This window comes from Granulicella pectinivorans (genome assembly GCF_900114625.1).
Lineage (GTDB): Bacteria > Acidobacteriota > Terriglobia > Terriglobales > Acidobacteriaceae > Edaphobacter > Edaphobacter pectinivorans.
Genome location: NZ_FOZL01000002.1, coordinates 622,362 through 645,007 on the forward strand (window position 1 = coordinate 622,362; position 22,646 = coordinate 645,007).

At 61.5% G+C, this 22,646-nt stretch carries 20 protein-coding genes; 12 read left to right on the plus strand and 8 right to left on the minus strand.

Annotated features, from left to right (window positions below):
• Positions 1-27: 27 nt before the first annotated feature.
• The 5 genes from BM400_RS20465 to BM400_RS20485 all read right to left on the minus strand — a co-directional run bounded on the left by BM400_RS20465 (position 28) and on the right by BM400_RS20485 (position 4,693).
• Positions 28-462: a PIN domain-containing protein gene (locus BM400_RS20465; RefSeq protein ID WP_089843420.1), complete on the minus strand. Its 435-nt coding sequence runs from the start codon at positions 460-462 to the stop codon at positions 28-30.
• A complete protein-coding gene (locus BM400_RS20470; RefSeq protein WP_089843421.1) occupies positions 462-773 on the minus strand; it encodes a hypothetical protein in 312 nt (103 codons plus the stop codon). Before BM400_RS20470 ends, BM400_RS20465 begins: the two co-directional genes overlap by 1 nt.
• 96 nt (positions 774-869) lie before the next feature.
• Positions 870-2,120: a transcription termination factor Rho gene (gene rho, locus BM400_RS20475; protein ID WP_089843423.1), complete on the minus strand. Its 1,251-nt coding sequence runs from the start codon at positions 2,118-2,120 to the stop codon at positions 870-872.
• A gap of 200 nt (positions 2,121-2,320) precedes the next feature.
• Positions 2,321-2,533 (minus strand): DNA-directed RNA polymerase subunit omega, encoded by a 213-nt coding sequence (locus tag BM400_RS20480; RefSeq protein ID WP_089843425.1) that lies wholly within the window; start codon positions 2,531-2,533, stop codon positions 2,321-2,323.
• 564 nt (positions 2,534-3,097) lie between these two features.
• Positions 3,098-4,693, minus strand: coding sequence for a YifB family Mg chelatase-like AAA ATPase (locus BM400_RS20485; protein ID WP_089843426.1), 1,596 nt, complete (start codon positions 4,691-4,693; stop codon positions 3,098-3,100).
• A 189-nt stretch (positions 4,694-4,882) separates the two neighbouring features.
• Here BM400_RS20485 and BM400_RS20490 point away from each other — a divergent pair, with 189 nt between their 5' ends.
• Both BM400_RS20490 and BM400_RS20495 read left to right on the plus strand, forming a co-directional pair.
• On the plus strand, positions 4,883-5,851 hold the full coding sequence (locus BM400_RS20490) for a HEAT repeat domain-containing protein (RefSeq protein WP_245782057.1): 969 nt from the start codon (positions 4,883-4,885) through the stop codon (positions 5,849-5,851).
• 28 nt (positions 5,852-5,879) lie between these two features.
• Entirely contained in the window at positions 5,880-7,289 is a 1,410-nt protein-coding gene (locus BM400_RS20495; RefSeq protein ID WP_089843428.1) for an L-serine ammonia-lyase, read from the plus strand.
• A 651-nt stretch (positions 7,290-7,940) separates the two neighbouring features.
• Here the strand turns inward: BM400_RS20495 and BM400_RS20505 are convergent.
• The gene (locus BM400_RS20505) at positions 7,941-9,119 is read right to left on the minus strand and encodes an acetyl-CoA C-acetyltransferase (protein WP_089843432.1); all 1,179 of its coding nucleotides are present in this window, start codon (positions 9,117-9,119) and stop codon (positions 7,941-7,943) included.
• Positions 9,120-9,251: 132 nt separating this feature from the next.
• Positions 9,252-10,088, minus strand: a complete 837-nt coding sequence (locus BM400_RS20510; RefSeq protein ID WP_089843434.1) for a hypothetical protein — start codon at positions 10,086-10,088, stop codon at positions 9,252-9,254.
• Between the two features lie 113 nt (positions 10,089-10,201).
• Here BM400_RS20510 and BM400_RS20515 point away from each other — a divergent pair, with 113 nt between their 5' ends.
• From BM400_RS20515 to BM400_RS20530, 4 genes are all read left to right on the plus strand, one after another.
• The gene (locus tag BM400_RS20515) at positions 10,202-11,251 is read left to right on the plus strand and encodes an NAD(P)/FAD-dependent oxidoreductase (protein WP_089843435.1); all 1,050 of its coding nucleotides are present in this window, start codon (positions 10,202-10,204) and stop codon (positions 11,249-11,251) included.
• Between the two features lie 386 nt (positions 11,252-11,637).
• Positions 11,638-12,771, plus strand: coding sequence for a citrate synthase (locus tag BM400_RS20520; RefSeq protein ID WP_089843437.1), 1,134 nt, complete (start codon positions 11,638-11,640; stop codon positions 12,769-12,771).
• An 87-nt stretch (positions 12,772-12,858) separates the two neighbouring features.
• A complete protein-coding gene (locus tag BM400_RS20525; protein ID WP_141224028.1) occupies positions 12,859-13,914 on the plus strand; it encodes a hypothetical protein in 1,056 nt (351 codons plus the stop codon).
• A 37-nt stretch (positions 13,915-13,951) separates the two neighbouring features.
• Positions 13,952-15,118 carry a cysteine desulfurase family protein gene (locus tag BM400_RS20530; protein WP_089843440.1) on the plus strand — a complete coding sequence of 389 codons (1,167 nt, stop codon included), beginning with the start codon at positions 13,952-13,954 and terminating at the stop codon, positions 15,116-15,118.
• A gap of 409 nt (positions 15,119-15,527) precedes the next feature.
• Here BM400_RS20530 and BM400_RS20540 read toward each other — a convergent pair whose 3' ends face one another.
• Positions 15,528-17,402, minus strand: coding sequence for an APC family permease (locus BM400_RS20540; RefSeq protein ID WP_089843444.1), 1,875 nt, complete (start codon positions 17,400-17,402; stop codon positions 15,528-15,530).
• A gap of 163 nt (positions 17,403-17,565) precedes the next feature.
• Between BM400_RS20540 and BM400_RS20545 the strand changes: the two genes are divergently transcribed.
• The 6 genes from BM400_RS20545 (at position 17,566) to BM400_RS20570 (ending at position 22,563) form a co-directional block, all read left to right on the plus strand.
• The gene (locus BM400_RS20545; protein ID WP_089843446.1) at positions 17,566-18,126 is read left to right on the plus strand and encodes a glutathione peroxidase; all 561 of its coding nucleotides are present in this window, start codon (positions 17,566-17,568) and stop codon (positions 18,124-18,126) included.
• A 109-nt stretch (positions 18,127-18,235) separates the two neighbouring features.
• Positions 18,236-20,161 carry a M61 family metallopeptidase gene (locus BM400_RS20550; protein WP_089843449.1) on the plus strand — a complete coding sequence of 642 codons (1,926 nt, stop codon included), beginning with the start codon at positions 18,236-18,238 and terminating at the stop codon, positions 20,159-20,161.
• Positions 20,162-20,267: 106 nt separating this feature from the next.
• The gene (locus BM400_RS20555; RefSeq protein WP_089844002.1) at positions 20,268-20,588 is read left to right on the plus strand and encodes an ArsR/SmtB family transcription factor; all 321 of its coding nucleotides are present in this window, start codon (positions 20,268-20,270) and stop codon (positions 20,586-20,588) included.
• Positions 20,589-21,008 carry an SRPBCC family protein gene (locus BM400_RS20560; protein ID WP_089843452.1) on the plus strand — a complete coding sequence of 140 codons (420 nt, stop codon included), beginning with the start codon at positions 20,589-20,591 and terminating at the stop codon, positions 21,006-21,008.
• Positions 21,005-21,406 (plus strand): DoxX family protein, encoded by a 402-nt coding sequence (locus tag BM400_RS20565; protein ID WP_175529173.1) that lies wholly within the window; start codon positions 21,005-21,007, stop codon positions 21,404-21,406. The genes BM400_RS20560 and BM400_RS20565 overlap by 4 nt, the downstream gene beginning before the upstream one ends.
• A 65-nt stretch (positions 21,407-21,471) precedes the next feature.
• Positions 21,472-22,563, plus strand: coding sequence for an alpha/beta fold hydrolase (locus BM400_RS20570; protein ID WP_089843459.1), 1,092 nt, complete (start codon positions 21,472-21,474; stop codon positions 22,561-22,563).
• The last annotated feature ends 83 nt before the right edge of the window (positions 22,564-22,646 follow it).

Genomic DNA, 22,646 nt, shown 5'->3' on the forward strand with positions numbered 1-22,646 from the left:
CGGCGGTGCTTCGGATTCTAGGGCGAATCACAGAAACGGATTGCGAATTTCGAGATCGCCATAGTGCATCCTGTGATGCATGTCCTCGCTATAAAGCACAGCGGCTTTCACACTCAATGCGCTCTCGACAATCAGAGCGTCCCAGTAACTGAGGTGACTCGCCGTTACCCGCTTCATTGCCGCACGAGCGAGACTGCGCGTAATCGGAACCGTCTGAAAGGTCGATAGCCAGTTGGTTGCGATCATGGCCTCAAACGCCCCCAATGGCCGCGAACCTTTACGCGTCATGGTTCTGAAAAACTCTCCTAGCACCTGCGCACTGAGAACGATCTCATCGCTATCCGCCAACTGAATCAATAGCTCCGTGGCGATACGCTTCTTGCCTATCGACTCCAAATCGTCAGCAGGAAAGTCCATGGCGCGATACACCCAAATGTTCGTATCCACGAAGGAGAGAGGCATCAGTCACGCTCGTACAGGTCTTCCCTTGAGAATGACTTGAGATCGACATGGCAGGGATGCTCTGCGGCATAGTCTCCGAACTCTTCCAAAGCCTGGCGCTGTTCGGAGTAGCGGTTTATTCGATTCTCACGTTCCCAATAGATCTGCCGCCGGGTGACGCCAGGAATCCAGAGATCGTCATCCGAAGAATCGGAGACACCTTTTCGGACATACTCGGCCACGACCACCTCGACGCTGGTGTTCCGCCGTTCCGCTTCGAGCCGCACGGCCTCAAACGTCTCTTCATCAATAGTGATCGTATGCGCGGCCATGCTTCCCTCCCGTGGCGGTAGTGTAGCACCGCCAGACGCAGAAACGCCCCATATCCCGAACCCGGAACATGGGGCGTTCCAATCTGGAACCGAGCCTTACAACGAGCTCATGTTGTGCAAAAACTCCTGATTGTTGCGAGTCTTCGAAAGCTTGTCCGTAAGAAGCTCCATGGCCTCAACCGGCGAAAGCGGGTTCAGCACCTTGCGCAGAATCCACGTCCGCTGCAGGTCTTCCTTCGGAATCAGCAGCTCTTCCTTACGCGTGCCCGAGCGCTGGATGTCGATCGCCGGGAAGACGCGCTTGTCGACCAGCTTGCGGTCGAGGATGACCTCCATGTTGCCCGTTCCCTTGAACTCTTCGAAGATGACTTCGTCCATGCGGCTACCGGTATCGACCAGAGCGGTGGCGATGATGGTCAAGCTGCCGCCTTCCTCGATGTTGCGGGCCGCGCCGAAGAAGCGCTTCGGGCGTTGCAGGGCGTTCGAGTCCACACCGCCTGAGAGCACCTTGCCCGACGGCGGAACGATGGTGTTGTAGGCGCGCGCGAGACGCGTGATCGAGTCGAGCAGGATGACGACGTCGCGCTTGTGCTCGACGAGGCGCTTGGCCTTCTCGATCACCATCTCGGCCACCTGGACGTGGCGTGCCGCGGGCTCGTCGAAGGTCGAGCTGATCACTTCACCCTTCACAGACCGCTGCATGTCGGTGACTTCTTCCGGGCGCTCGTCGATCAGTAGAACGATCAGCACGACCTCGGGGTGGTTCGACGTGATCGAGTTCGCGATCGACTGCAGCAGCATCGTCTTACCCGTGCGGGGCGGAGCGACGATGAGGCCGCGCTGTCCCTTGCCCACCGGGGTCAGCAGATCCATGACGCGTCCGGAGATGTGCTCGCGGACCGTCTCCATCTTGATGCGCTCCTGCGCGTAGAGGGGGGTCAGGTTGTCGAAGAGGATCTTGTTGCGGGTCTCTTCGGGCGACTCGAAGTTGATCGCCTCGATCTTGACCAGCGCGAAGTACTTCTCGCCCTCGTGCGGGGGGCGGACGTTTCCGGAGATCGTGTCGCCGGTCTTGAGATCGAACTTGCGGATCTGCGAGGGGCTGACGTAGATATCGTCCGGACCGGGAAGGTAGTTGTAGTCGGGCGAGCGAAGGAAGCCGTAGCCGTCGGGGAGGATCTCGAGCACGCCCTCGGCGAAGATGTGTCCTTCTTTTTCGCTCTGCGCCTGGAGGATCTTGAAGATCAGGTCCTGCTTGCGAAGGCCGCTCGTGCCGGCGATATCGAGACCGCGGGCAAGCTTGCTCAGCTCTGCAATGTTGTGCTCTTTTAACTCAGAAATGGTCATTGATTTACCTGGAGGGATGGAATTTGGAAGGGGTGGTTGGAGCGGAGGCGGGATCAGCTTTACGGGGATTTGGATCGCAGCGGAGGCCGGAAACGCGTTTATTTTGGAGAGGTTTTTACTGGAATGAGGCGATTATGGCAGATTGCGGAGGGTTTGTCTTGCGGAGTTTTACGAGTCTTTGAGGAAAAACGGCCGCGCGATTAAGCCGCGCGGCTGTGGGTAATCTTTTCGACGGGCTCGGAAGCATCGTCCATAGGGACGGTGTCCTTGAAGCGGTCGAGAACCTCATTCGTGGTGTCCTGGAGGCGGGTGTTGGGCTTGTGCAGCTTCCGGGTCGCCTTGGAGGCGAGCTGGCAGAGCTCATAACGGTTGGTAACGTGGGTCAGTGCTCCAAAAATCAGATCCGAACGCATTGGGCATTCTCCTTTTTCCTACGTGGCCGACGATTGTTGCGTCGGTCCATCCGGTGGTTCCCGGTCTTCCGGTCGTACCGGTGTTCGTGCGGCAAAGCATGGTCAGCAATGCCTTGCCTCGTCTTTGCAACTGTTTTTCGTCTCTGAAAGTTAGACGCAAAACAGGCCATGGACGATTCCACATCTCTCGTCCGGAACTTTCCTCTCCTGCCCAACACACAAGAACGGTGAGCCTGCCAAAATGCGGCAAGATATCTGCTCACGACGTACGCTGTGCGGTTATGGACGGGCGGGGTGACCGATCCGGCTGCGAGGTCTGAGATCGTTTTGCCGCGGAAGAGATTCAAAAGAAAGCAGATCCGGGCTAAGACGAGGCGCTGGCCAAAAACAGCCCAGACGCGATGACACTCAACGAAACTAAATGGTTTCAGAGGCGAGGTCAATACTTATTTTGGGAGGTTGCCGGATTCATTCTCCCGGAAACGGAAGATTGGCACTTCACGACGCGTATTCCGGTCGTGACACCTTCAAAGCGGACGGGCCTCCCTCCGTTCGGAATTGGCATCACGACCAATAGCTTCGGTCCAACGTCCGGTACTGAATCGCCTCCGCAATGTGCTTCACCGCGACGTCCTGCGCGCCTTCGAGGTCCGCGATCGTGCGGGACACCTTCAGGATACGGTCGTGGGCTCGGGCGCTGAGCCCCTGCTGCTGCATCGCGCGCTCCAGCAGTCGCTCGGCATCCGTAGAAAGCTCGCAGAAGAGCCGAATCTGCTGGGTGGTCATCTGGGCGTTGGCGAAGACCGGCTGCGAGGCGGCCTTCGAGGAACCTTTGGTGCGGGTAGCGGTCTCGCCGAATCGGTTATGCTGACGCTCGCGGGCAGCGAGCACCCGGTCGCGGATCTCGGCTGAGCCCTCGGCCGCCGCTCCTCCGCGCAGCTCCTTATACTGCACCGCCGGCACCTCGATGTGAATGTCGATCCGGTCCAGCAGCGGCCCGGAGACCTTCGAGACATAGCGCTGAATCATGGGTGGCGTACACATACACTCCCGCGACTTGTCGTTGAAGTAGCCGCAGGGGCATGGATTCATGGCGGCGGCCAGCATGAAGCGCGCCGGAAACGCGAGCGACATGGAGGCCCGGGCGATGGTGACGATGCCGTCTTCAAGCGGCTGCCGAAGCACTTCAAGCACGTTGCGCGGAAACTCCGGAAGCTCATCGAGAAAGAGCAGGCCGTTGTGGGCGAGCGAAACCTCGCCGGGGCGTGGCACAGCCCCACCGCCGATCAGGCCGGCGTCCGAGATCGTGTGGTGCGGAGAACGGAAGGGCCGGTGCGCCACCAGGCCCTCTTCGGCGTTCAGCACCCCGGCAACGGAGTGGATCTTGGTCGTCTCCAGAGCCTCTTCAAAGCGCAGCGGTGCCAGAATGGACGGCAGACGCTTGGCCAGCATCGTCTTGCCGGAGCCGGGCGGTCCGATCATCAGGATGTTGTGTCCACCGGCTGCGGCCACCTCCAGCGCGCGCTTGGCGACATGCTGTCCCCGGACGTCCTTGAAGTCCGCGGGAAAGTGCTGCGCCCCGTGGAGCAGATCGGTGGGCTCAACCTTCAGGGGCTGCACCGCGAGCGAGCCAAATGAAAGCGCATTCAGCAACTCACGCACCTCGATGAGATTTTTGACCGGGTAGACATCCACTCCCTGCACCACAGCGGCCTCGCGCGCGTTCGAGGCCGGCACGATGAGGTTGCGGATCCCGGCGGTGCGCGCGGCGACGGCGATCGGCAACATCCCCTGCACGGCTCGCAGCGTGCCGTCCAGACCCAGCTCGCCAACCAGCAGGAAGTCCGAAAGCTCCTTGTTGTGCAGCGCACCATACGCTCCAAGAATGGCGATGGCGATGGGCAGGTCGAAGCCGCTTCCCTCCTTCTTCAGGTCGGCGGGTGCCAGGTTGATGGTGATGCGGGTCGGCGGAAGATCGAATCCCGAGTTCTTGATGGCTGAACGGACGCGGTCGCGGCTCTCCCGGACGGCGGCATCGGGAAGACCGACCGTGTGGAACTGGGCGTCCTCCAGCTTGACCTGGGCGAAGTCGACTTCAACCTCGATGAGATGGGCGTCGATGCCGTACACGGCGGCGCTGCGAACTTTAAAGAGAGGCATGAGCCGGGTTGTTCCTCGGTGTGGAGATAGGAGGCGGAAGTGGGGCCAGTCTAGCAGCGATGGAGCCGGGAGCGAAACTTTCGCTCACAAGCAGGATTTGAAGATTTATCCGTATGCAGGCATCCATTCACGAAGGGGTAGCATCTTGATAAGCTCCCCCCGAATATCTGAACGAGGAACGACCCCACTATGCGACTCTCGCTGCTCTCCCTTCGTCCCCTGTCCAGGCCCGCGCTGCGCGTTCTGGTCGTTGCCCTGCCCCTGATGACGATGCCGGCCATGGCATGGGCGCAGGCCACTCCCGCAGCCTCGCAGGATGCATCGGATCAGCCTGCTCCGGCCAACTTCGACCCGCTCCACGCCACCAAGGCCGAGTTGAGCACCGAAGCATGGTCGATGCTGAAGATCGCCGTGGAGGATAAGCACGCAGACACGCGCATCCAGGCGCTGGCGGCGCTTGGCACCATGAGCGACCAGAGATCGACCGCGATGATCGCCAATGCGATGGATGACGCAGACCTCGACGTGCGGACTGCGGCGGTGCTGGCGGCGGGCCAGTCGAAAACGACCGCTCTGCGCGGCAAGATGCACTCCATGCTGAACGACAAGGAGCCGCAGGTGGCGTTTGCCGCCGCGACCACCCTCTGGAAGTTGAACGATCGCACCGGCGAGGACATTCTGATGGCGGTGGCGAACGGTGACCGCAAGGCGAATGCCTCCATGGTCAACGGCGCGGAACACACGATCAACAAGGATTTCCACAACCCGGCGACGCTGGCCAAGATGGGTGCTCTGCAAGGTGCGTCGATCCTGCTTGGGCCGTTCGGCTTCGGCATCACCGCCTATGAAGCGATGAAGAAGAACGGCGGCAGCTCGGCCCGCGTCACGGCGATTGAGCAGTTGAGCGAGGAACGGACCGCTCCGGTGCGAGCCGCGATGCTCGATGCCCTGAACGACAAGGATCCGAGCGTGCGCGCCGCAGCGGCCAAGGTGCTCGGAACCTATCACGAAGGCGATGTCTCCTCGGCGCTGTCGAAGCTGATGATCGACCCCAAGGCCCCGGTGCGGTACACGGCGTCGGCAGCCTACCTGCGCTCGGTCGGCGCGAGCGGAACCCCGGCGAGCCCAAAAGGCTCGAGAGCTCCGGCCGCAAAGTAGAGCGGACCCGGCGGCTACAATCGTAGCCGTGAATACGAGTCTGTTTGAACTCTTCAAGATTGGCATCGGTCCCTCCAGCTCGCATACGGTTGGACCGATGCGGGCTGCGCTGCGGTTTGTGCGGGAACTGGATCTGTCACGCGTCGAACGGGTGCGCGTCGAGCTCTTCGGCTCGCTGGCGCTGACCGGTGTCGGCCACGCCACGGACCGTGCCGTGCTGCTTGGGCTGCTGGGCGAGGCACCCGATACGATCGATCCGGAAGCGATCGAGAAGAAGCTGGCAGAGATTCGCGCAACCGGCCTGCTGGCCCTGCTGGGACAGCGAGTGGTGGCGTTTCAGGAGCCCGAAGATCTCCTCTTCCGGCGGAACCAGATGTACCCGGACCCGGGAGTCCCGACCCATCCGAACGGGATGCGCTTTCGTGCGCTCGACGCAATGGGGGAAGTGCTGCGGGAGGACATCTTCTACTCCGTGGGTGGCGGATTCATCGTCTCGGCGGAGGAGTTTGCCACGGCGACCAATGAGTCCGGCGGACGAGTGGTGCCGTACCCGTTTTCGAGTGGCGCGACGCTGCTGGAGACGGCAGCCCGGCATGGGCTGACGATCGCTGAACTGGTGATGGCCAACGAGGTGGCGCTGCTGGAGACGTCCGGGATCAATCGTCCCGCATCCGACGGCTCGGGCGAAGACCGCGTGCGCGGTGGAATCCTCGCTCTGTGGCGCGTGATGATGGACTGCACGGCGCGCGGTATCGCGACCGAGGGGATTCTGCCGGGAGGCTTGAACGTGAGGCGGCGAGCGCATCGGCTGGCGGCGCGGCTGACCGGATCACCGGTTCCGGATCCGCTGGCCGCGATCGACTGGGTCACGCTCTGGGCGATGGCCGTGAATGAAGAGAACGCCGCCGGCGGGCGAGTCGTCACGGCACCCACGAACGGCGCGGCCGGGGTGATCCCGGCGATCGGGCACTATCTGCGCTTCGTCGCGGAGGCCGATGAGGACGCGCTGGTGAGGTACTTTCTCACCGCCGCCGCCATTGGGATCCTCTACAAGGAGAACGCCAGCATCTCCGGCGCGGAGGTCGGGTGCCAGGGCGAGGTCGGGGTAGCCTGCTCGATGGCGGCGGGCGGTCTCGTCGCCGCGCTGGGCGGTACGAACGAGCAGGTCGAGCACGCGGCCGAGATCGGCATGGAGCACAATCTGGGAATGACCTGCGACCCCATCGGCGGCCTCGTGCAGATCCCGTGCATCGAGCGCAACGGCATGGGCGCCGTCAAAGCCATCAACGCCGCCAGAATGGCGATGCACGAGACCGAAGGTCACAAGCTGTCGCTCGACCAGGTGATCGAGACGATGTACCAGACCGGGATGGATATGCAGTCGCGCTACAAAGAAACGAGTCTGGCTGGGTTGGCTTTGAATATTATTGAGTGCTGAAGGAGGGTAGGTCGCCATGGAAGTTTGTCGACTTACCTACGGGGAGTTAGGGGCTGCCCTGGAACAGAAGGCTGCGGCTCAGGAGACCATTACCTACAACGATCTCGCGCGACAGCTTGGCTTACAGAAGGTAGACAATCTCTTCTCAAACCATCCTTTCAAAGCCTTTTTGAGCAACGAGATGCATGGGACGCGATCGAACAGCGCCCCTTTCGCACGGCTGTCGTTGTTCAAAAAACAACCGGGCGTCCCGGTCGAGGATTCTTTCGATCTATCTCCGAGCATCGTGGAATCGAGATACCGGAAAGCGACGAAGATTCGTTCTGGATCCGGGAGCGAGAGGAGCTATTTGCGTATTTCGATCCTGCACGTGAACAGCAAACGATCACGATCAAGTTAAGCCCGTCTCAATGGAATCGGCTTCGTCGCCTTGCGGACGGTTACAAGATGAGTCCTGAAGATGTCCTCGGATCGAATCTGACGGAGCATCTTGCCTCTCTTGAAAATGAGCGAGCGATCATGGCCAAACAACGAGAGGCCATCCAGCGCGGTGCGTCCTGGGACAGGATGAGGTCGTGAAACGAATCGAAAAACTTCTGGACGAGCGCGAATTGCACGATGCCGCGTAGAGCTTTACCGCGTCGATCTTGATCACATCCTCTCCACCGCCAGAGCCACCGAATTCCCCCCACCCAGACAAAGCGCCGCCACCCCCTTCTTCGCCCCCCGCCGCACCATCTCATGCACCAGCGTCACGAGTACCCTCGCTCCGCTCGCCCCAATCGGATGCCCGATGGCCACCGCGCCTCCATTGACATTCACCTTCGCAGGGTCGAGTCCGAGCTCCTTCATCACCCCCAGAGCCTGCACGCTGAAGGCCTCGTTGAGTTCGTAGAGATCTACCTCTTCCCTGCTCCACCCCGCCTTCGCCAGAACCTTCTGCACGCCGGTCACCGGTGCGAGCATCACCCACTTTGGCGCCACTCCGCTGGTGGCCTGCGCCTTGATCCTTACCAGCACCTTCAACCCCAGCGTCGAGGCCCTCTCCGCAGACATGACCACCAACGCCGCCGCGGCGTCGTTCACCCCCGGAGCGTTCCCCGCCGTCACCGTCCCGTCCTTCTTGAAAGCAGGTCGAAGAGCCGCGAGCGCTTCCAGCGTCGTATCCTCCCGGATACTTTCATCGCGAGTAAACAGGGTCGCCCCCTTCTTCCCCGCAATCTCCACCGGCACCACCTCGGCATCGAACCGCCCCTCCGCCCACGCCGCAGCCGCCTTGCGATGCGAAGCCAGCGCATACGCATCCTGCTGCTCGCGTGTAATGCCATGCTTCTCCGCGACGAGCTCCCCGGTCATGCCCATATGCTGGTCATCACACGCACACCACAACCCATCCCGCACCATCGAGTCCACCGCCGCCGCATCGCCCATGCGAAAGCCCTTCCGCGCACCCGGCAGCAGATACGGCGCATTCGACATCGACTCCATCCCCCCGGCGACGACAACCTCCGCAGCTCCGGTTTGGATGGCCTGCGCAGCCAGTGCAACAGCCTTCAAGCCGCTGCCGCACACCATGTTGATCGTCAGCGCGGAGACGGTATCCGCAAGCCCGGCCCGCAGGGCGGACTGACGAGCGGGATTCTGCCCCAGGCCAGCCGAAAGAACGCATCCCATCACGCATTCCTCGACACTCGCAGGATCGATCCCGGCGCGACGAACCGCCTCTCGAACGGCGATCGCGCCAAGCTCCACCGCCGAGAGACCCGCAAGACTGCCTAAAAACTTGCCCACCGGCGTACGCGCGGCGGAGACGATCACGACATCACGCATCGAAGACTCCCAGCCGGAAAGTATACGTCCAGTTCACAACGCGTGGCCTCTCGCCTAAAGGAAAATGGGGGACGCACGATGCGTCCCCCGCTTGCAGTTTGGAAGTGCCATGCATGCCGTTCAGGCAATCCCTTAGGATGCACCCTTGGGAGTGGAAAGGTAGCCGGTAACCTGGTTCTTCGAGATCTGGTTGACGACCAGCTCGTACAGCACGGGCGTCTTGCCCGTATAGAACTGCACCGGTTCGTCGAGACCCTTGTCCTTCTTCTCGATATTCTTGTCATCCGCGCTGACGTTGAGCGTGAACTTCGAGTGCTTCTCGTCGGCCTTCTTCAACTGCAGCTTGATGCTCGAAAGCAGCAGGGGCTGTTGTCCCTTGTGCAGGGTGAACTCGTAGTAGTTGCGATCGCCCTTGTGCTTCAGCACTTCAAGCTCCGCATGCGTCGTGGCAATCTGGCCACTCATCACGCCGGCATCGCCAACCACACGCTGCAACTGCACCTTGGTGTCTTCGAGATCCTGCTTCGTGGAAGCCACATCGGTCTTCACGCCACCAACATCGGTCTTCACGCCGCCCACGTCCGTCTTCACGGCCGAGACATCGCTGGCGACCGCGCCAATCTGCTTGGCGTTCACCTCCTGCTCATGCTCGATCTTCGCCGTGGACGCGCGCTGCGCCGCCATAATCGCCGTCGCGCGCGCTTCAAGCTGCTTCTGGGTCATGCCGACGCTTTGTCCCAGCGTCTCGCTGGTGGCCTGCAACTGCGCGTTGGTCGCTTCCAGCTTCTTGGCCAGCTCGATGTTGCGCTGCGTCGCGGTCGCGAGGTTCGCCTCATCGGTCTCCAGATGGTTGTGCAGACCGAAGCACCAGATAAGCGCGCCGACTGCGAGCACCACGGCCACGACAGCCGTGATCAGCGGGCCCGAAGCCTCGCGTTGTTCTACGTATTTCTCTTCGTTAACGCTCATACGTTCTATTCCTCCACGATCAGTTCGTCCCCGCTCCTCGACGATCGAAGAACAGAGGCCAAACGTTCTTGGGCCAGTGATGATGCAGGGCCTTTCCAAACTAAAATAGTTAGATGCTCGATTGCGACGTTTGTGTTACCGGGGCCGGGATAATTGGTCTGTCGATTGCGTTGGAGCTCCATCGTCGTGGAGCTCGGGTAACGGTGCTGGAACGGGGAACGGCGCTTCGGGAGGCATCGCAGGCGGCCGCCGGAATGCTGGCCGCGAAAGATCCCGAAAACCCGGTGGAACTCACTGCACTGTCTCAACTGAGCATCGCCCGTTACACGGAGTTCCTGGTTGAGATCGAGAGGCTTGGAGGACGGCCCGTTCCCTTCCAGACCAGTTTGACGCTGCAGGCCCTGGAAGGCAACGCTTTTCTGGAATCCACAGGATTTCCAGAAGGTTTCTCCTCCGGCAAACTGCGCTTCCAGCAACTCTCCGAGTGGTCGCTTGACCCACGGCAGCTTGCGCCGGCGATTCGTGCCGCCGTCGAGGCAACGCCAATCCGTCTTCTGGAAGACACAGCCGTTCAGACCGTCGGCGAGTCCAAGGATGGAGTCGCCGTGCAAACCAACGCCGGCGAAATACGCGCGGACCGGATCGTCCACGCGATGGGCGCATGGAGCAACGCCCCGGTCAAGCCGCGCAAAGGACAGATGCTTGCGGTAAAGATGCCGCATGGCGTTCCGATCGACTTCGTGGTCAGGACACCGGAGATCTACGTCGTGCCACGCCTGCATGGACCACGCGCCGGACAGGTGGTCATCGGCGCAACGGTAGAGGACGCTGGGTTTTCCACGACAACCGATGCGGCAAGCCTCGCCTCCCTGCGTGCGATGGCGGCGGAGTTTCTGCCGGTGCTGGCGGATGAAGACGCCTGTCCCGTTCTCGACCAGTGGGCCGGGCTGCGCCCGTTTACGCCGGACTACCTGCCGCTGATGGGATGGGCGGACGGGAGCCGTAGGAAGCTGATCGCCACGGGCCACTACCGCAATGGGATGCTGCTGGCTCCGGGAACGGCAAAGGTCGTCGCCGACCTGCTGGAGGGAAAAGAATCCGTGGTCGACCTCAGCGCGTTTTCGCCGAGCCGGTTTCTGGAGGAGCAGTCCAAGATAGACTGACGGAATTCTGGCCACATTTTCCAGGCAGTGAACCAGCAATATCCATGCATTTCACCACGTTTTCAGGTCCGAAACGTCTCTGGTGGAACATTGGCTTTTTTGCATCGACGGTCGCTAACTTCTTTAGAAATCCATACTTCCGGAGACGCGCCGTTGCGGCCTCTTTTATGGCGAAAAAGGCCTGGCTGTTCTGCCTCATTGGTCAGACCAAAGCGGCACGGCTCATGCCAGATTGGTCCGAAGAGGTATGCGTAGTGCAGCCATTCTTGGGGAGGAAGTGCCTTTTTCGCACACTTCGGCCGATATTCGCACCACAAACATGACAACGCTTTCTTCGCTGCGCTATAACCGAATGTACTTTCACCGTCGTTTCTCAAGGATTGCCCATGTCTACAGCGGTTGCGTCAAAAGGTCTCGAAGGCATCGTCGCCACAACCTCCTCCATCTGCTGGATTGACGGGGATGCAGGCGTTCTTTCGTATCGCGGAATCGATATTCACGAGCTGGCGACCAAGTCGACCTTCGAGGAGACGACCTACCTGCTCTGGAATGGCAAGCTGCCCACGGCGGACGAGCTCGCGGCCTTCTCGAAAGAGCTCGCCGAGGCCCGTGAGATCGACCCGGCCATCATTGATTTCCTGAAGCGTGTGCCGTCCGCGGCCACTCCCATGGAGGTGCTGCGTACGGCGGTCTCGCTGCTGAGCATGTACGAAGCCGACGAGAAGTCCACGGCGCACGACGCCAACGTCAAAAAAGCCTTCCACCTCACCGCACAGATTCCGATGATCGTCGCCCTGTTCGACCGGATTCGCAAGGGCAAGGAGATCGTCGAGGCCGACAAGAGCCTCTCCCACGCTGGAAACTTCCTCTGGATGCTGAACGGCGAAAAGCCCTCCGAGACCGCCACCAAGGCACTCGATGTGGCGCTCATTCTGCATGCCGACCACGAACTGAACGCCAGCACCTTTGCCGCGCGCGTCATCGCCGCGACGCTGGCCGACATGCACTCCGCCATTACGGGCGCCATCGGAGCCCTGAAGGGGCCTCTGCATGGCGGTGCCAATGAGGCCACGATGCACCTTCTGTACGCGATCGACGCGGCAGGAGCCGACCCGGTCGAGTACGTGAAGCAGATGTTTGCCGAAAAGAAGAAGATCTCTGGCTTCGGACACCGCGTCTATCACACCGAAGACCCCCGCGCGACCCACCTCCGCAAGATGTCGCAGGAACTCGGCACCGCCGCCGGAAATACGAAATGGTTTGATCTGTCGCAGAAGATCGAGGCGTTTGTGAAGGGCGAGAAGAAGCTGAACGCCAACGTCGACTTCTACTCCGCCAGCACGTACACGACGCTGGGCATCGACATCGACCTGTTTACGCCGATCTTCGCCGTCAGCCGCATCGCAGGCTGGGCTGCGCATGTGATCGAGCAGCATGATGACAACCGCTTGATCCGTCCGCGCGCCGAATACACCGGCCCCGCCTACCCGGCGCCCTACATTCCGGTCGCGAGCCGGTAGCTTTCCATCACCCCGGATGATTCTCCTTCTGGCGTGCCGCCTGAAAAGGTGAAATGCTGGAACGGAAGGACTTCCGGGGTGATTGCTTTGCCAGATCGATGTCTCTGCCTCGCCAGTCTGCTGCTTGTTTCGCTGGCTGCCGTGGCGCAGGGTAAACCCGTGGCACAGAAGTCACGGTCGGTCGAGCAGTCTCTGCACTCCGCCGATGAAACCCTGAAACTTCTGGATCAGGCAGTGCCGAAGGCCGAGCAGGGTGCGGTCGCGACCCCCACTCCCACCAAAGAATCCGAAGTCCCGGATGTTCCGGGGCTTTCGTCCGTCCTGAAGGGCTTCAACGCCGGCTTCACGGTATCGGGCGTACACGACGACTACACCGGCTGGGGAACGTCGATCACACCCGCACTGGGCTACGCCTTCAACGACACGTTCAACGCCGATGTGAGCGTTCCGATCTACTTCTTTCGCCTGGCCCCGACCACCAAGGCACGGCCCAAGCCGAATGCGTTGCTGGTGCCGACCCGCGGGGAGATGGGTGACGTGGTGCTTGCGGGCCACATGCACTTCGCCCCGGAGCACTATGAGTACCAGGCAACCGCTGCCCTCGCGATTCCCACCGGGGATGCGAAGGATGGCCTGACCACAGGGCTGACGGCATTCGATTTTACGAACCACTTCGATGTGCCGGTCTGGAAGCTGTCTCCCAACCTGGACATCGGGATGGGCGACAACGCCTCGCTGGTGAACCGGATCTCGACCAAAAACTACCAACCCTCGCAGGGACCGCTTTCGCACTACCAGATCGGCGTCGGGATGTCTCTGCCGCTTGGGGCGAGCTTCGATGTGGGGGCCTATGAGCAGTTGCCGGTCGGGGACCAGAAGATCTATGCTCCGTCTCCGCGGAATGAGAAGATTCTGGTGGTGACGGGGCGCAAGATCGCCGAGGACAATGGCATCATCACCTCGATGGATGTCCCGATGGGCGGGCATATGACCTTCTCCGGCTACTACAACCGCAGCACGCGGTACCGGTCGGACACGGTGGCGATCGGCTATACGTATGTGCTGCGCGGGGCTCCTCCCCCGGCTGGGATACCGGATGCGACGCTCGACGAACTCATCCGCAGCGCGCCCGCAAAGCCGTGACGCGAGGCAAGGCAAGGCAGAGCGGTAGACTGACGGTATGGCAAGAATGTACATGGATGCGAATGCGACGACTCCCCTGCTTCCCGAGGTGGTCGCGGCGATGAACCCCTACTGGATGGAACAGTTCGGCAATGCGAGCTCGATTCACCAGGCGGGTCAGGGTGCGCGCGCTGCGGTCGAGCAGGCGCGGGAGTCGGTGGCACGGCTGCTGGGATGCACGCCGGCAGAGCTGATCTTTACCTCGGGCGGTACGGAGAGCGATAACCTGGCGATCTTCGGGGTGTTGCAGCCGTTTGTCGACGCGGGCGAGAAGGTCCACATGATCACATCGGCCATCGAACACAACGCGATCTTGAACACCGCGGAGGCGCTGCGGAAGCGCGGGGTGGAGGTCACGCTGATTCCTCCCACGCTGGGGGGGCTGATCGATCCCGAGGCCGTACGCGCAGCGATGCAGCCGCATACGAAGCTGGTGACCATCATGCTGGCGAACAACGAGACGGGTGTCGTGCAGCCGATCGCGGAGCTCGCGGCGGTGGCGCATGCGGGTGGCGCGCTGTTCCATACCGATGCGATTCAGGCGGCGGGCAAGGTGACGATCGATCTGAAGAAGCTGCAGGATATTGATTTATTGAGTCTTTCGGGACACAAGATGTACGCGCCGAAGGGGACCGGGATCCTGTATCTGCGCAAGAAGACGGCGCTGGCTCCGATGCTCTTTGGCGGGCAGCATGAGCGCGGACGGAGGCCTGGAACGGAGAACGTTCCGGGGATCGTCGGTCTGGGCAAGGCCGCGGATCTGGCGTGGGAGTGGATGGCGGAAGGCGGGCCCGCGGAGCTTGGTGCGTTGCGGGACCGGCTGGAGCAGGGCGTCATCGCCCGTGTGGGCTCAGGCGTGGGCGTGAACGGTGCGGGAAGCCCGCGCGCTGCGAATACGACCAACATGTTCTTCGAGGGCGTGGAGGCGGAGGCGCTGGTCATCGCGTTGGATCTAAAGGGAGTTGCGATCAGCGGTGGATCCGCCTGCATGTCCGGCGCGACCAAGCCGTCGCATGTGCTGCTCTCGATGGGGATGGGCGAGGTGCGGGCTCGAGGGAGCGTACGGATCTCGCTTTCTCGGCTGAACACCCCCGAGGAGATCGACCTGGCAATCGGGTTGATTGCGGATGCTGTGGTCCGTCTACGGTCGATGCCCGCCGCCTAGAGGTCGGACCTCTCGCTGTAAAGTGGGACACACGTTGCACCGTTTCTGGTGCAACGTTGTTGTTTAACCCGCATCCTAGTGTTCTAAAGGACTTACGGTTTGGCAGCGCGAAAATCCCAATGTTTCACCACAAACCGTTCCCGATCGTTTTGGACACTAATTTGTGGTCTTTTGCATGGATATCGTGGGCCAAAGTATGGATATTGTGGGCTCGAAGAGGCGGTATCGCGATTCCAGAAGCGATCCTCGGAGAAGCCCGGAGCTCAGGGTACCTCGGCGATGAGTTTGAGACGGCCGCGAACGCCACGCCCCTGAGCGCGACGATTCGTTCGCTTCCCTTTGCTTCGGGATCAGGTTCGGAACCCACATCGCAGAAGAGAGATGTGGGGCACCCGGTTTGGTGGCTGGGCTAGAGATACCAGGGGATGTTGACGACCACGATGCGCTGGTTGCCGCGTACCAGGAGGAGCAGTTTTAGAAGCTGGACGCGCTGGTTGTGGAGGGCGTTCTCCCACCAGTGACGGACGACCAGTTCGGGCAGCAGGACGGCTACCTTGCGACCGGGGTTCTGCTCTTCCAACTCCAGGATGTATTCCATCAACGGCTGCAGGATGAAGCGGTAGGAGGAGGTGATCGTGACCAGTTCGGGCTCCTGCATGTGATGGGCGCGGAGGGGAGCCATGATCATGTCGTCCCACTGATGCTCAAGGCCTGGGTCACCCTCGCCCTCGGCGTGGATGTGAACGACCTTGACCTCCTTCGACATCAACAGGCCGAAGCGGAGAGCCTTCTCGGTGATGCGGTCCCAACGAGCCATGGGGATGACGACGAGGGGCTGTTCGAGGTTATCGAGGTTGATGGGCGCGCACTCGGCCATCTCCGCTTTAATGCGGTTGTAGTGGCGCTTCACCGCGAGCATGAGGAGGATGAGGATGGGAATGAGGAGAGCCGTGACCCAGGCTCCCGACATGAACTTCGAGGCCAGCACGATGCAGGTGGTGATGCCGGTGGCGACGGCTCCAATGCCGTTGACGAACATGTGCCAGCCGCGGCCTTTGTGGTCGCCTTCCTGCTTCTTCCAGTGGATGACCATGCCGGCCTGCGAGAGAGTGAAGGCGAGGAAGGCTCCGATGGCGTAGAGCGGGATGAGGCGATCGGTGACGCCTTTGAAGAGGATGAGGATGATGGCGGTGAAGGTGGTGAGGGCGTAGACGCCGTGCGAGAAGAGGAGACGTCGGCCGCGCAGGATGAAGACGTGCGGGAGGTAATCCTGGATGGCGATGGCGCGGACGAGACGGGGGAAGTCGGCGAAGGCGGTGTTGGCGGAGAGCGCGAGGGCGAGGAGGACCGAGCCCATGGTGGTGTAGTAGAACCAGCCGCGTCCGAAGACGGCGGTGACGAGGAGGGAGAGGAGGCTCTGGTAGCCGGTCTCGTCGGGGTTCATCGCCATGATGCCGTAGTGCTTGGCCAGCCAGGCAGTGCCGTAGAGCAGCACGATGAGGATGACGATGATGATGGTGAGGGTTTGCTGCGCGCGCTTGGCGCGGGGCTCCCCGAAGGCCATGACGCCGTTCGAGACGGCCTCGACGCCGGTCATGGCGGCGCATCCGGAGCTGAAGGCCTTGAGCATGAGCCAGTAGCCGAGGTACTTGACGGTCTGGGGAAGAGCCGGGGGGATGGGCGAGACGGGAAGCGGGTGTCCACCGGCGGCGTAAGTCTTGTAGACGCCGACGACGATGAGGGTGAGGAGGGTTCCGATGAAGAGGAAGGTCGGGATGATGAAGGCGGTTCCCGTATCCTTGACGCCACGCAGGTTGATCACCGTGAGGATGGCGAGGATGAAGAGGCAGAGCAGAAGCGTGTGGGGCTGGAGACCGGGGACGGCCGAGGTGAGGGCCGTGACGCCGGCGGAGATGCCGACCGCGGCGGTGAGGATGTAGTCGATCATCAAGGCGGCGGCGGCGAGGAGGCCGGCGCCGTGGCCGAGGTTTTCCGTCGCGACGGTGTAAGAACCGCCACCGGAGGGGTAGGCCTGGATGGTCTGGCGGTAGCTGAAGAAGACGATGACAAGCAGGACCAGAATGGTCGAGATGATGGGCAGGATGTAGGTGGTGCCGAGGAGGCCCAGCGGGATGAGCAGAGCCATCGCGGCCTCCGGTCCGTAGGCCGCGGAGGTGAGGGCATCGAGACCGAAGATCGGAATTCCTGCTGCGACGCCGATGTGCTCGGCACGTTCTTCACTGGTTGCTAACGGTTTTCCAAAAACACGATCCTGAATCGACATAACCAGACGTATCCTAGACCTATCTGGAACGGTTCTATGAGAAATTATGCATCCCACTCCTATAATCGAACAGAAATGCGGTTTTTTTGTTGAAATTACGCTTCCTCACGTTTTTTGAAGCGTCCAATCTTGTTGTTTACCACCGATTTTGAGGAGTTTTTCCATGTCAGCCAGCGCACTTTATGAATTGCCGGTTCACACGATTTCCGGCGAGGGAACGACGCTTGCCGAGTACCGGGGCAAGGTTTTGTTGATTGTGAACGTCGCCTCGAAGTGCGGACTTACGCCGCAGTACGACGCGCTCGAGAAGCTGTACAGCCGGTTCAAGGACTCGGGATTTGTCGTGCTGGGCTTTCCGGCAAACGACTTTGCCGAGCAGGAGCCGGGATCGAACGAGGAGATCGCGAGTTTCTGCCGGATGACGTTTGCGGTCGACTTTCCGATGTTTTCGAAGATCGTGGTGACAGGTCCGGAGAAGGATCCGTTGTACGCAACACTGACGGCGGCAAAGCCCGAGGCGTACACGCCGAATCCAGGCGCGATGCGGGAGAACCTGAAGGGCTATCTGAACCCGAAGGGTCTGGATACAACCGAGGCACCCGAGGTGCTTTGGAACTTCGAGAAGTTCCTGGTGGACCGCGAAGGCAAGGTGGTGGCACGGTTCTCGCCGGAGGTCACGCCGGACGATCCGGCAGTGGTGGCGGCGATCGAGGCTGCACTTTAGTTTGGCGGTTTTGCTGCTGATATCTTAGGGCCCGCGCTTTGGAGACTTTCCAGGGCGCGGGTTCGTCCTTTAAGCCATCCAAGGTCTTTTGAGAGGAAATACCCGCACTATGAAGAGCTTTGCCGCTTCCCTGCTGCCGTTGGCGCTGCTCGCCACGGCTGCCGCCCAGCCGTACAAGACGACCCCGATCCAGATTACCGCCGACCTGACCGAGGGGCCGCGCAAGCTGTATCACGCTGAGGTCGATATTCCGGTCACGGCGGGGCCTATCACGCTGACGACGCCGAAGTGGATTCCGGGCAACCACAGGCCGACCGGGCCGGTGGATGACATTACGGGCGTGGTGTTTACGGCCAACGGGACCGTGCTGCCGTGGCGCCGGGACGATGTGAATCTCTACCAATTCCACGTGACGGTGCCGAAGGGCGTGAAGACGCTGCACGCTCACCTGGACTGCATTGTGACCTCGCGCGCGACGCAGAAGATGGCCGTGCTGGAGTGGGAGAAGCTGCTGCTGTATCCGGTAGGGACGCCGGTGAAAGACATTCTGGTCGAGCCCAGCGTGACCGTTCCGACGGGCTGGGGACAGGGCACGGCGCTGATTCCGATGGGACCGGCGGTTCCGTCGCTGAACAGCGGGCTGCCGGGGACGACGCAGAAGTATGGCGTGCTCTCGGTGGAGCAGTTGCAGGATTCACCGGTGATCGCGGGGCAGTACTTCCGTGAGTTTCCGCTGGCTCCGGATGTGATGCCGAAGCACTATATCGACGTGGTGTCGGACCAGCCCGAGGACTCCAACCTGCGACCGCAGTTGCTGGCGGAGCTGAACAACCTCGTCCATGAGACGGGTGCGGCGTACAACTCGCGGCACTACACGACCTACCACTTTCTGCTGACGCTTTCCGATGTCGCGGGCGGCGAGGGGCTGGAGCATGGTCAGTCTTCGGATAACGGGGTGAACGAGAAGTCGTTTGCCACGCAGACCTCACAGCTTGCGGATGCGGACCTTCTGGCACATGAGTTTACGCACTCCTGGAACGGCAAGTACCGCCGTCCGGCGCGGCTGTACCAGCCTACGTTCGAGGAGCCGGAGCAGGGCGATCTGCTTTGGGTCTATGAGGGCATGACGCAGTATATGGGCAATGTCCTCGCGGCGCGTTCGGGGCTGAAGACGCAGGCGCAGTACAGGAACGACCTGGCGGCATCGGCGGGCTCGCTGGACTATAAGTCCGGGCGTATCTGGCGCAATACGGAGGATACGGCGATTGCGGCAAGCGTTCTGCGCGGTGGGAATCCGGCGTGGTCGAACTGGAAGCGCGGGCAGGACTACTACCAGGAGGGCGAGCTGCTGTGGCTGGACGCCGACACGACGATCCGCAAGCTGACGGATGGGAAGAAGTCGCTGACGGACTTCCAGCACATCTTCCTGGGCAAGGGCGGCAATACCGGACCGCTGATTGTGCCCTATGAGTTCGACGAGCTGGTGAAGGATCTGAACGAGGTGGTGAAGTGCGACTGGGCCACGTTCCTGAAGACGCGGATTACGTCGCTGAACGCGCATGCGAATACCGAGGGAATCGAGCAGGGCGGGTACAAGCTGGTGTACCAGGATCATCCGGCGAGCGATGCTCCCACGGCTGGGCGTGGACGCGGCGGCGTGAATGTCTGGTACTCGCTTGGACTGCGGGTCTCGACCGAGGGCGCGATTGCCGATGTGCGCTGGGGTAGCCCGGCGGACAAGGCCAAACTGGCTCCGGGCGGGAAGATCATCGCGGTGAACGGCGTGGTGTATTCGGGCGACGGGCTGAAGGCGGCAGTGGTGGCGGCGAAGGGCAAGACTGAGCCGATCCACCTGATCGTACAGACGGAGACGTTCATCAACGTGGTGGATCTGCCTTACTTCGAGGGTGAGAAATATCCGGCCCTGGTGCGGGTGGAAGGGACTCCGGATCTGCTGGACGAGATCACCAAGCCACTGACGACGCCGGATCCTGCTTCGGTGGCGAAGGAGCGTGGAGGGCACACGGCGGAGTAACGCCGCAGGCAGGGCGAAGGAACGGGGGACGGCTTCGGCTGTCCCCCGTTTTTATTTTGGAATAGAGTGGTTGACAATCAATAACCATATGGTTATGGTTTTCTTCATGGCAGCGAACCCGGATCACGTCTTCAAGGCACTCTCCGATCCCACCCGGCGGGCTCTCTTCGAACGGCTGACGCGCGATGGGGAGCAGACCGTGCATGCCCTGACCGAACGCGCGGGGGTTTCGCAGCCGATGGTCTCGAAGCACCTGGCGGCGCTGAAGCGAGCGAAGCTGGTGCAGCACAGGCGGGATGGCCGCGAGACGCACTATCGCGCGGAGCCGCTGGCGCTGGGGCCTCTGGTGGATTGGATGAATGTGTACGGCGCGTTCTGGCGCGACCGTTTCGACCAACTGGAGCAGTTACTGGAAAGGATGGAGTAGATGAGCGATACGACCGCAACACGCACTCTCGTGATCGAGCGCGAGATGGCGCACACGCCGGACAAGATATGGCGTGCGCTGACGGAGAGCCCGCTGATTGCACAGTGGCTGATGAAGAACGAGTTTCAGCCGGTGGTGGGGCATGGGTTCCAGTTCCGTTCAACGCCGGTGCAGGGCTGGGACGGGATCATCGAGTCGAAGGTGTTGGCGGTGGAGCCGAAGACAAAGCTCTCGTATCGCTGGGACTCGATGGGGCTGGAGAGCGTGGTGACCTTTACGCTGACGCCGACCGAGGGCGGGACGCATCTGCGGATGGAGCAGGCGGGCTTCCGGTCGGAGGAGGACATGGCCTACAAGGGCGCGAAGTACGGATGGCAGGGGTTCCTGGGCAAGCTGGACAAACTGGCGGAGGAGCTATGAGGGGAAGCGTTCCGTACTGGACGACGACCGCGCTGGTGGCTTTCTTTATCGGGAGTGGAGGGGCCGCGCAGATGTCGATGCTGCGCGGCGACCTGCACGGCACGGTGCCGGTGCTTGGCTATCCGATCTACTTCATGGTCATCCTTGGGTTCTGGAAGGTGCTGGGGGCGATTGCGATCGTGGCGCCCCGGTATCCGCGGCTGAAGGAGTGGGCCTATGCGGGGATCTTCTTCGACCTGACAGGGGCGTCTGCGTCGTGCGCGGCGGTGGGCGGGTATGGGGCGTATGGATTTCATGTGATCGCCCCGCTGATCCTGACCGTGCTGACGTTGGCGTCGTGGTGGCTGCGGCCGGAGAGCCGGGTGTTGGGCGTGCTTCGTCCGGTCAGCGTGGGCTGAAGCGAGCGGTGGTGGCGGGTCGAGTAATATATTACGCATCCTGTCTTTGTCTGGAGCGTTCTTCGATGAAATGTCTTGCCGCCCTGCTCTCTCTTGTCGCGTTTTCCGGTTCTTTGCTGGGTCAGGCGCTGGCGCCGAAGGGCGCTCCGCAGGCCTGGCCCACCGTCGATGGGACGTATACGATCAACCACTTCCAGTTCAAGGATGGCGAGACGATCGACCGTCTGCGGCTGCACTACCTGACGCTGGGCACACCGCACAAGGACGCCGCCGGGCATGTGGATAACGCGGTGCTGCTGCTGCATGGCACGGGCGGGGATGCTCACTCGCTGCTGAATCCGGTGTTCTCGGAGGTGCTGTTTGTGCCGGGTGGGGTGCTCGATATCACGAAGTACTTTCTGATTCTGCCGGACGATATCGGTCAGGGCACTTCGAGCAAGCCTTCCGATGGGATGCACGCGAAGTTTCCGCAGTACGACTACGACGACATGGTGCGGTCGCAGTACATGATGCTGACCGAAGGGATGAAGGTCGACCATCTGCGGCTGGTTCTGGGGACGTCGATGGGGTGCATGCAGGCGTTTGTGTGGGGCGAGACGTATCAGGGCTATGCGCAAGCGCTGGCCCCGTTTGCGTGTCTGCCGGTGGAGCTGGCGGGGCGGAACCGGATGATGCGGTATATGACGATCTCGGCGATCAGGAACGATCCCGCGTGGATGGGCGGGGAGTACAAGAGCGAGCCCGTCCAGGGGCTGCGGACCGCGAACGAGATGCTGCTGGTGATGGGCTCGAGCCCGCTGCAGATGCAGAAGGCGGCGCCTACTCGGGCGGCGGCGGAGGCTTATGTCGACAAATATCTGGCTGGGACGATGGCCCGGACGGACGCGAACGACATGATCTATTACGTGAACGCCAGCCGGAACTATAACCCGACACCGAAGCTGGGGACGATTACCGTGCCGGTGCTTTGGATCAACTCGGCGGACGACTATATCAATCCGCCGGAGCTGGGGATCGCGGAGAAGATGGTGCATGCGATGCCGCGGGCGAAGTTTATTTTGATTCCGACTTCGGACGCCACGCGGGGGCATGGAACGCATACGGTGGCGGCGATCTGGAAGGATTATCTGGCGGCGTTTATGAAGGAAACGGAGTAGTCGTGCCAGACGGGCCGCTGCGCGCGGAGCGGTCACTTCGTGACGTGTGAATGCTTCGCGATGGGCCTGTCGCTGGTCGGCGT

Coding starts and splice junctions, on each gene's coding strand:
- BM400_RS20515 (WP_089843435.1), top strand. CDS start 10,202: ATGCTCGATTGCGACGTTTGTGTTACCGGGGCCGGGATAATTGGTCTG.
- BM400_RS20555 (WP_089844002.1), top strand. CDS start 20,268: ATGGCAGCGAACCCGGATCACGTCTTCAAGGCACTCTCCGATCCCACC.
- BM400_RS20550 (WP_089843449.1), top strand. CDS start 18,236: ATGAAGAGCTTTGCCGCTTCCCTGCTGCCGTTGGCGCTGCTCGCCACG.
- BM400_RS20520 (WP_089843437.1), top strand. CDS start 11,638: ATGTCTACAGCGGTTGCGTCAAAAGGTCTCGAAGGCATCGTCGCCACA.
- BM400_RS20490 (WP_245782057.1), top strand. CDS start 4,883: ATGCGACTCTCGCTGCTCTCCCTTCGTCCCCTGTCCAGGCCCGCGCTG.
- BM400_RS20565 (WP_175529173.1), top strand. CDS start 21,005: ATGAGGGGAAGCGTTCCGTACTGGACGACGACCGCGCTGGTGGCTTTC.
- rho (WP_089843423.1), bottom strand. CDS start 2,120: ATGACCATTTCTGAGTTAAAAGAGCACAACATTGCAGAGCTGAGCAAG.
- BM400_RS20470 (WP_089843421.1), bottom strand. CDS start 773: ATGGCCGCGCATACGATCACTATTGATGAAGAGACGTTTGAGGCCGTG.
- BM400_RS20465 (WP_089843420.1), bottom strand. CDS start 462: ATGCCTCTCTCCTTCGTGGATACGAACATTTGGGTGTATCGCGCCATG.
- BM400_RS20480 (WP_089843425.1), bottom strand. CDS start 2,533: ATGCGTTCGGATCTGATTTTTGGAGCACTGACCCACGTTACCAACCGT.
- BM400_RS20510 (WP_089843434.1), bottom strand. CDS start 10,088: ATGAGCGTTAACGAAGAGAAATACGTAGAACAACGCGAGGCTTCGGGC.
- BM400_RS20545 (WP_089843446.1), top strand. CDS start 17,566: ATGTCAGCCAGCGCACTTTATGAATTGCCGGTTCACACGATTTCCGGC.
- BM400_RS20505 (WP_089843432.1), bottom strand. CDS start 9,119: ATGCGTGATGTCGTGATCGTCTCCGCCGCGCGTACGCCGGTGGGCAAG.
- BM400_RS20570 (WP_089843459.1), top strand. CDS start 21,472: ATGAAATGTCTTGCCGCCCTGCTCTCTCTTGTCGCGTTTTCCGGTTCT.
- BM400_RS20485 (WP_089843426.1), bottom strand. CDS start 4,693: ATGCCTCTCTTTAAAGTTCGCAGCGCCGCCGTGTACGGCATCGACGCC.
- BM400_RS20540 (WP_089843444.1), bottom strand. CDS start 17,402: ATGTCGATTCAGGATCGTGTTTTTGGAAAACCGTTAGCAACCAGTGAA.
- BM400_RS20560 (WP_089843452.1), top strand. CDS start 20,589: ATGAGCGATACGACCGCAACACGCACTCTCGTGATCGAGCGCGAGATG.
- BM400_RS20530 (WP_089843440.1), top strand. CDS start 13,952: ATGGCAAGAATGTACATGGATGCGAATGCGACGACTCCCCTGCTTCCC.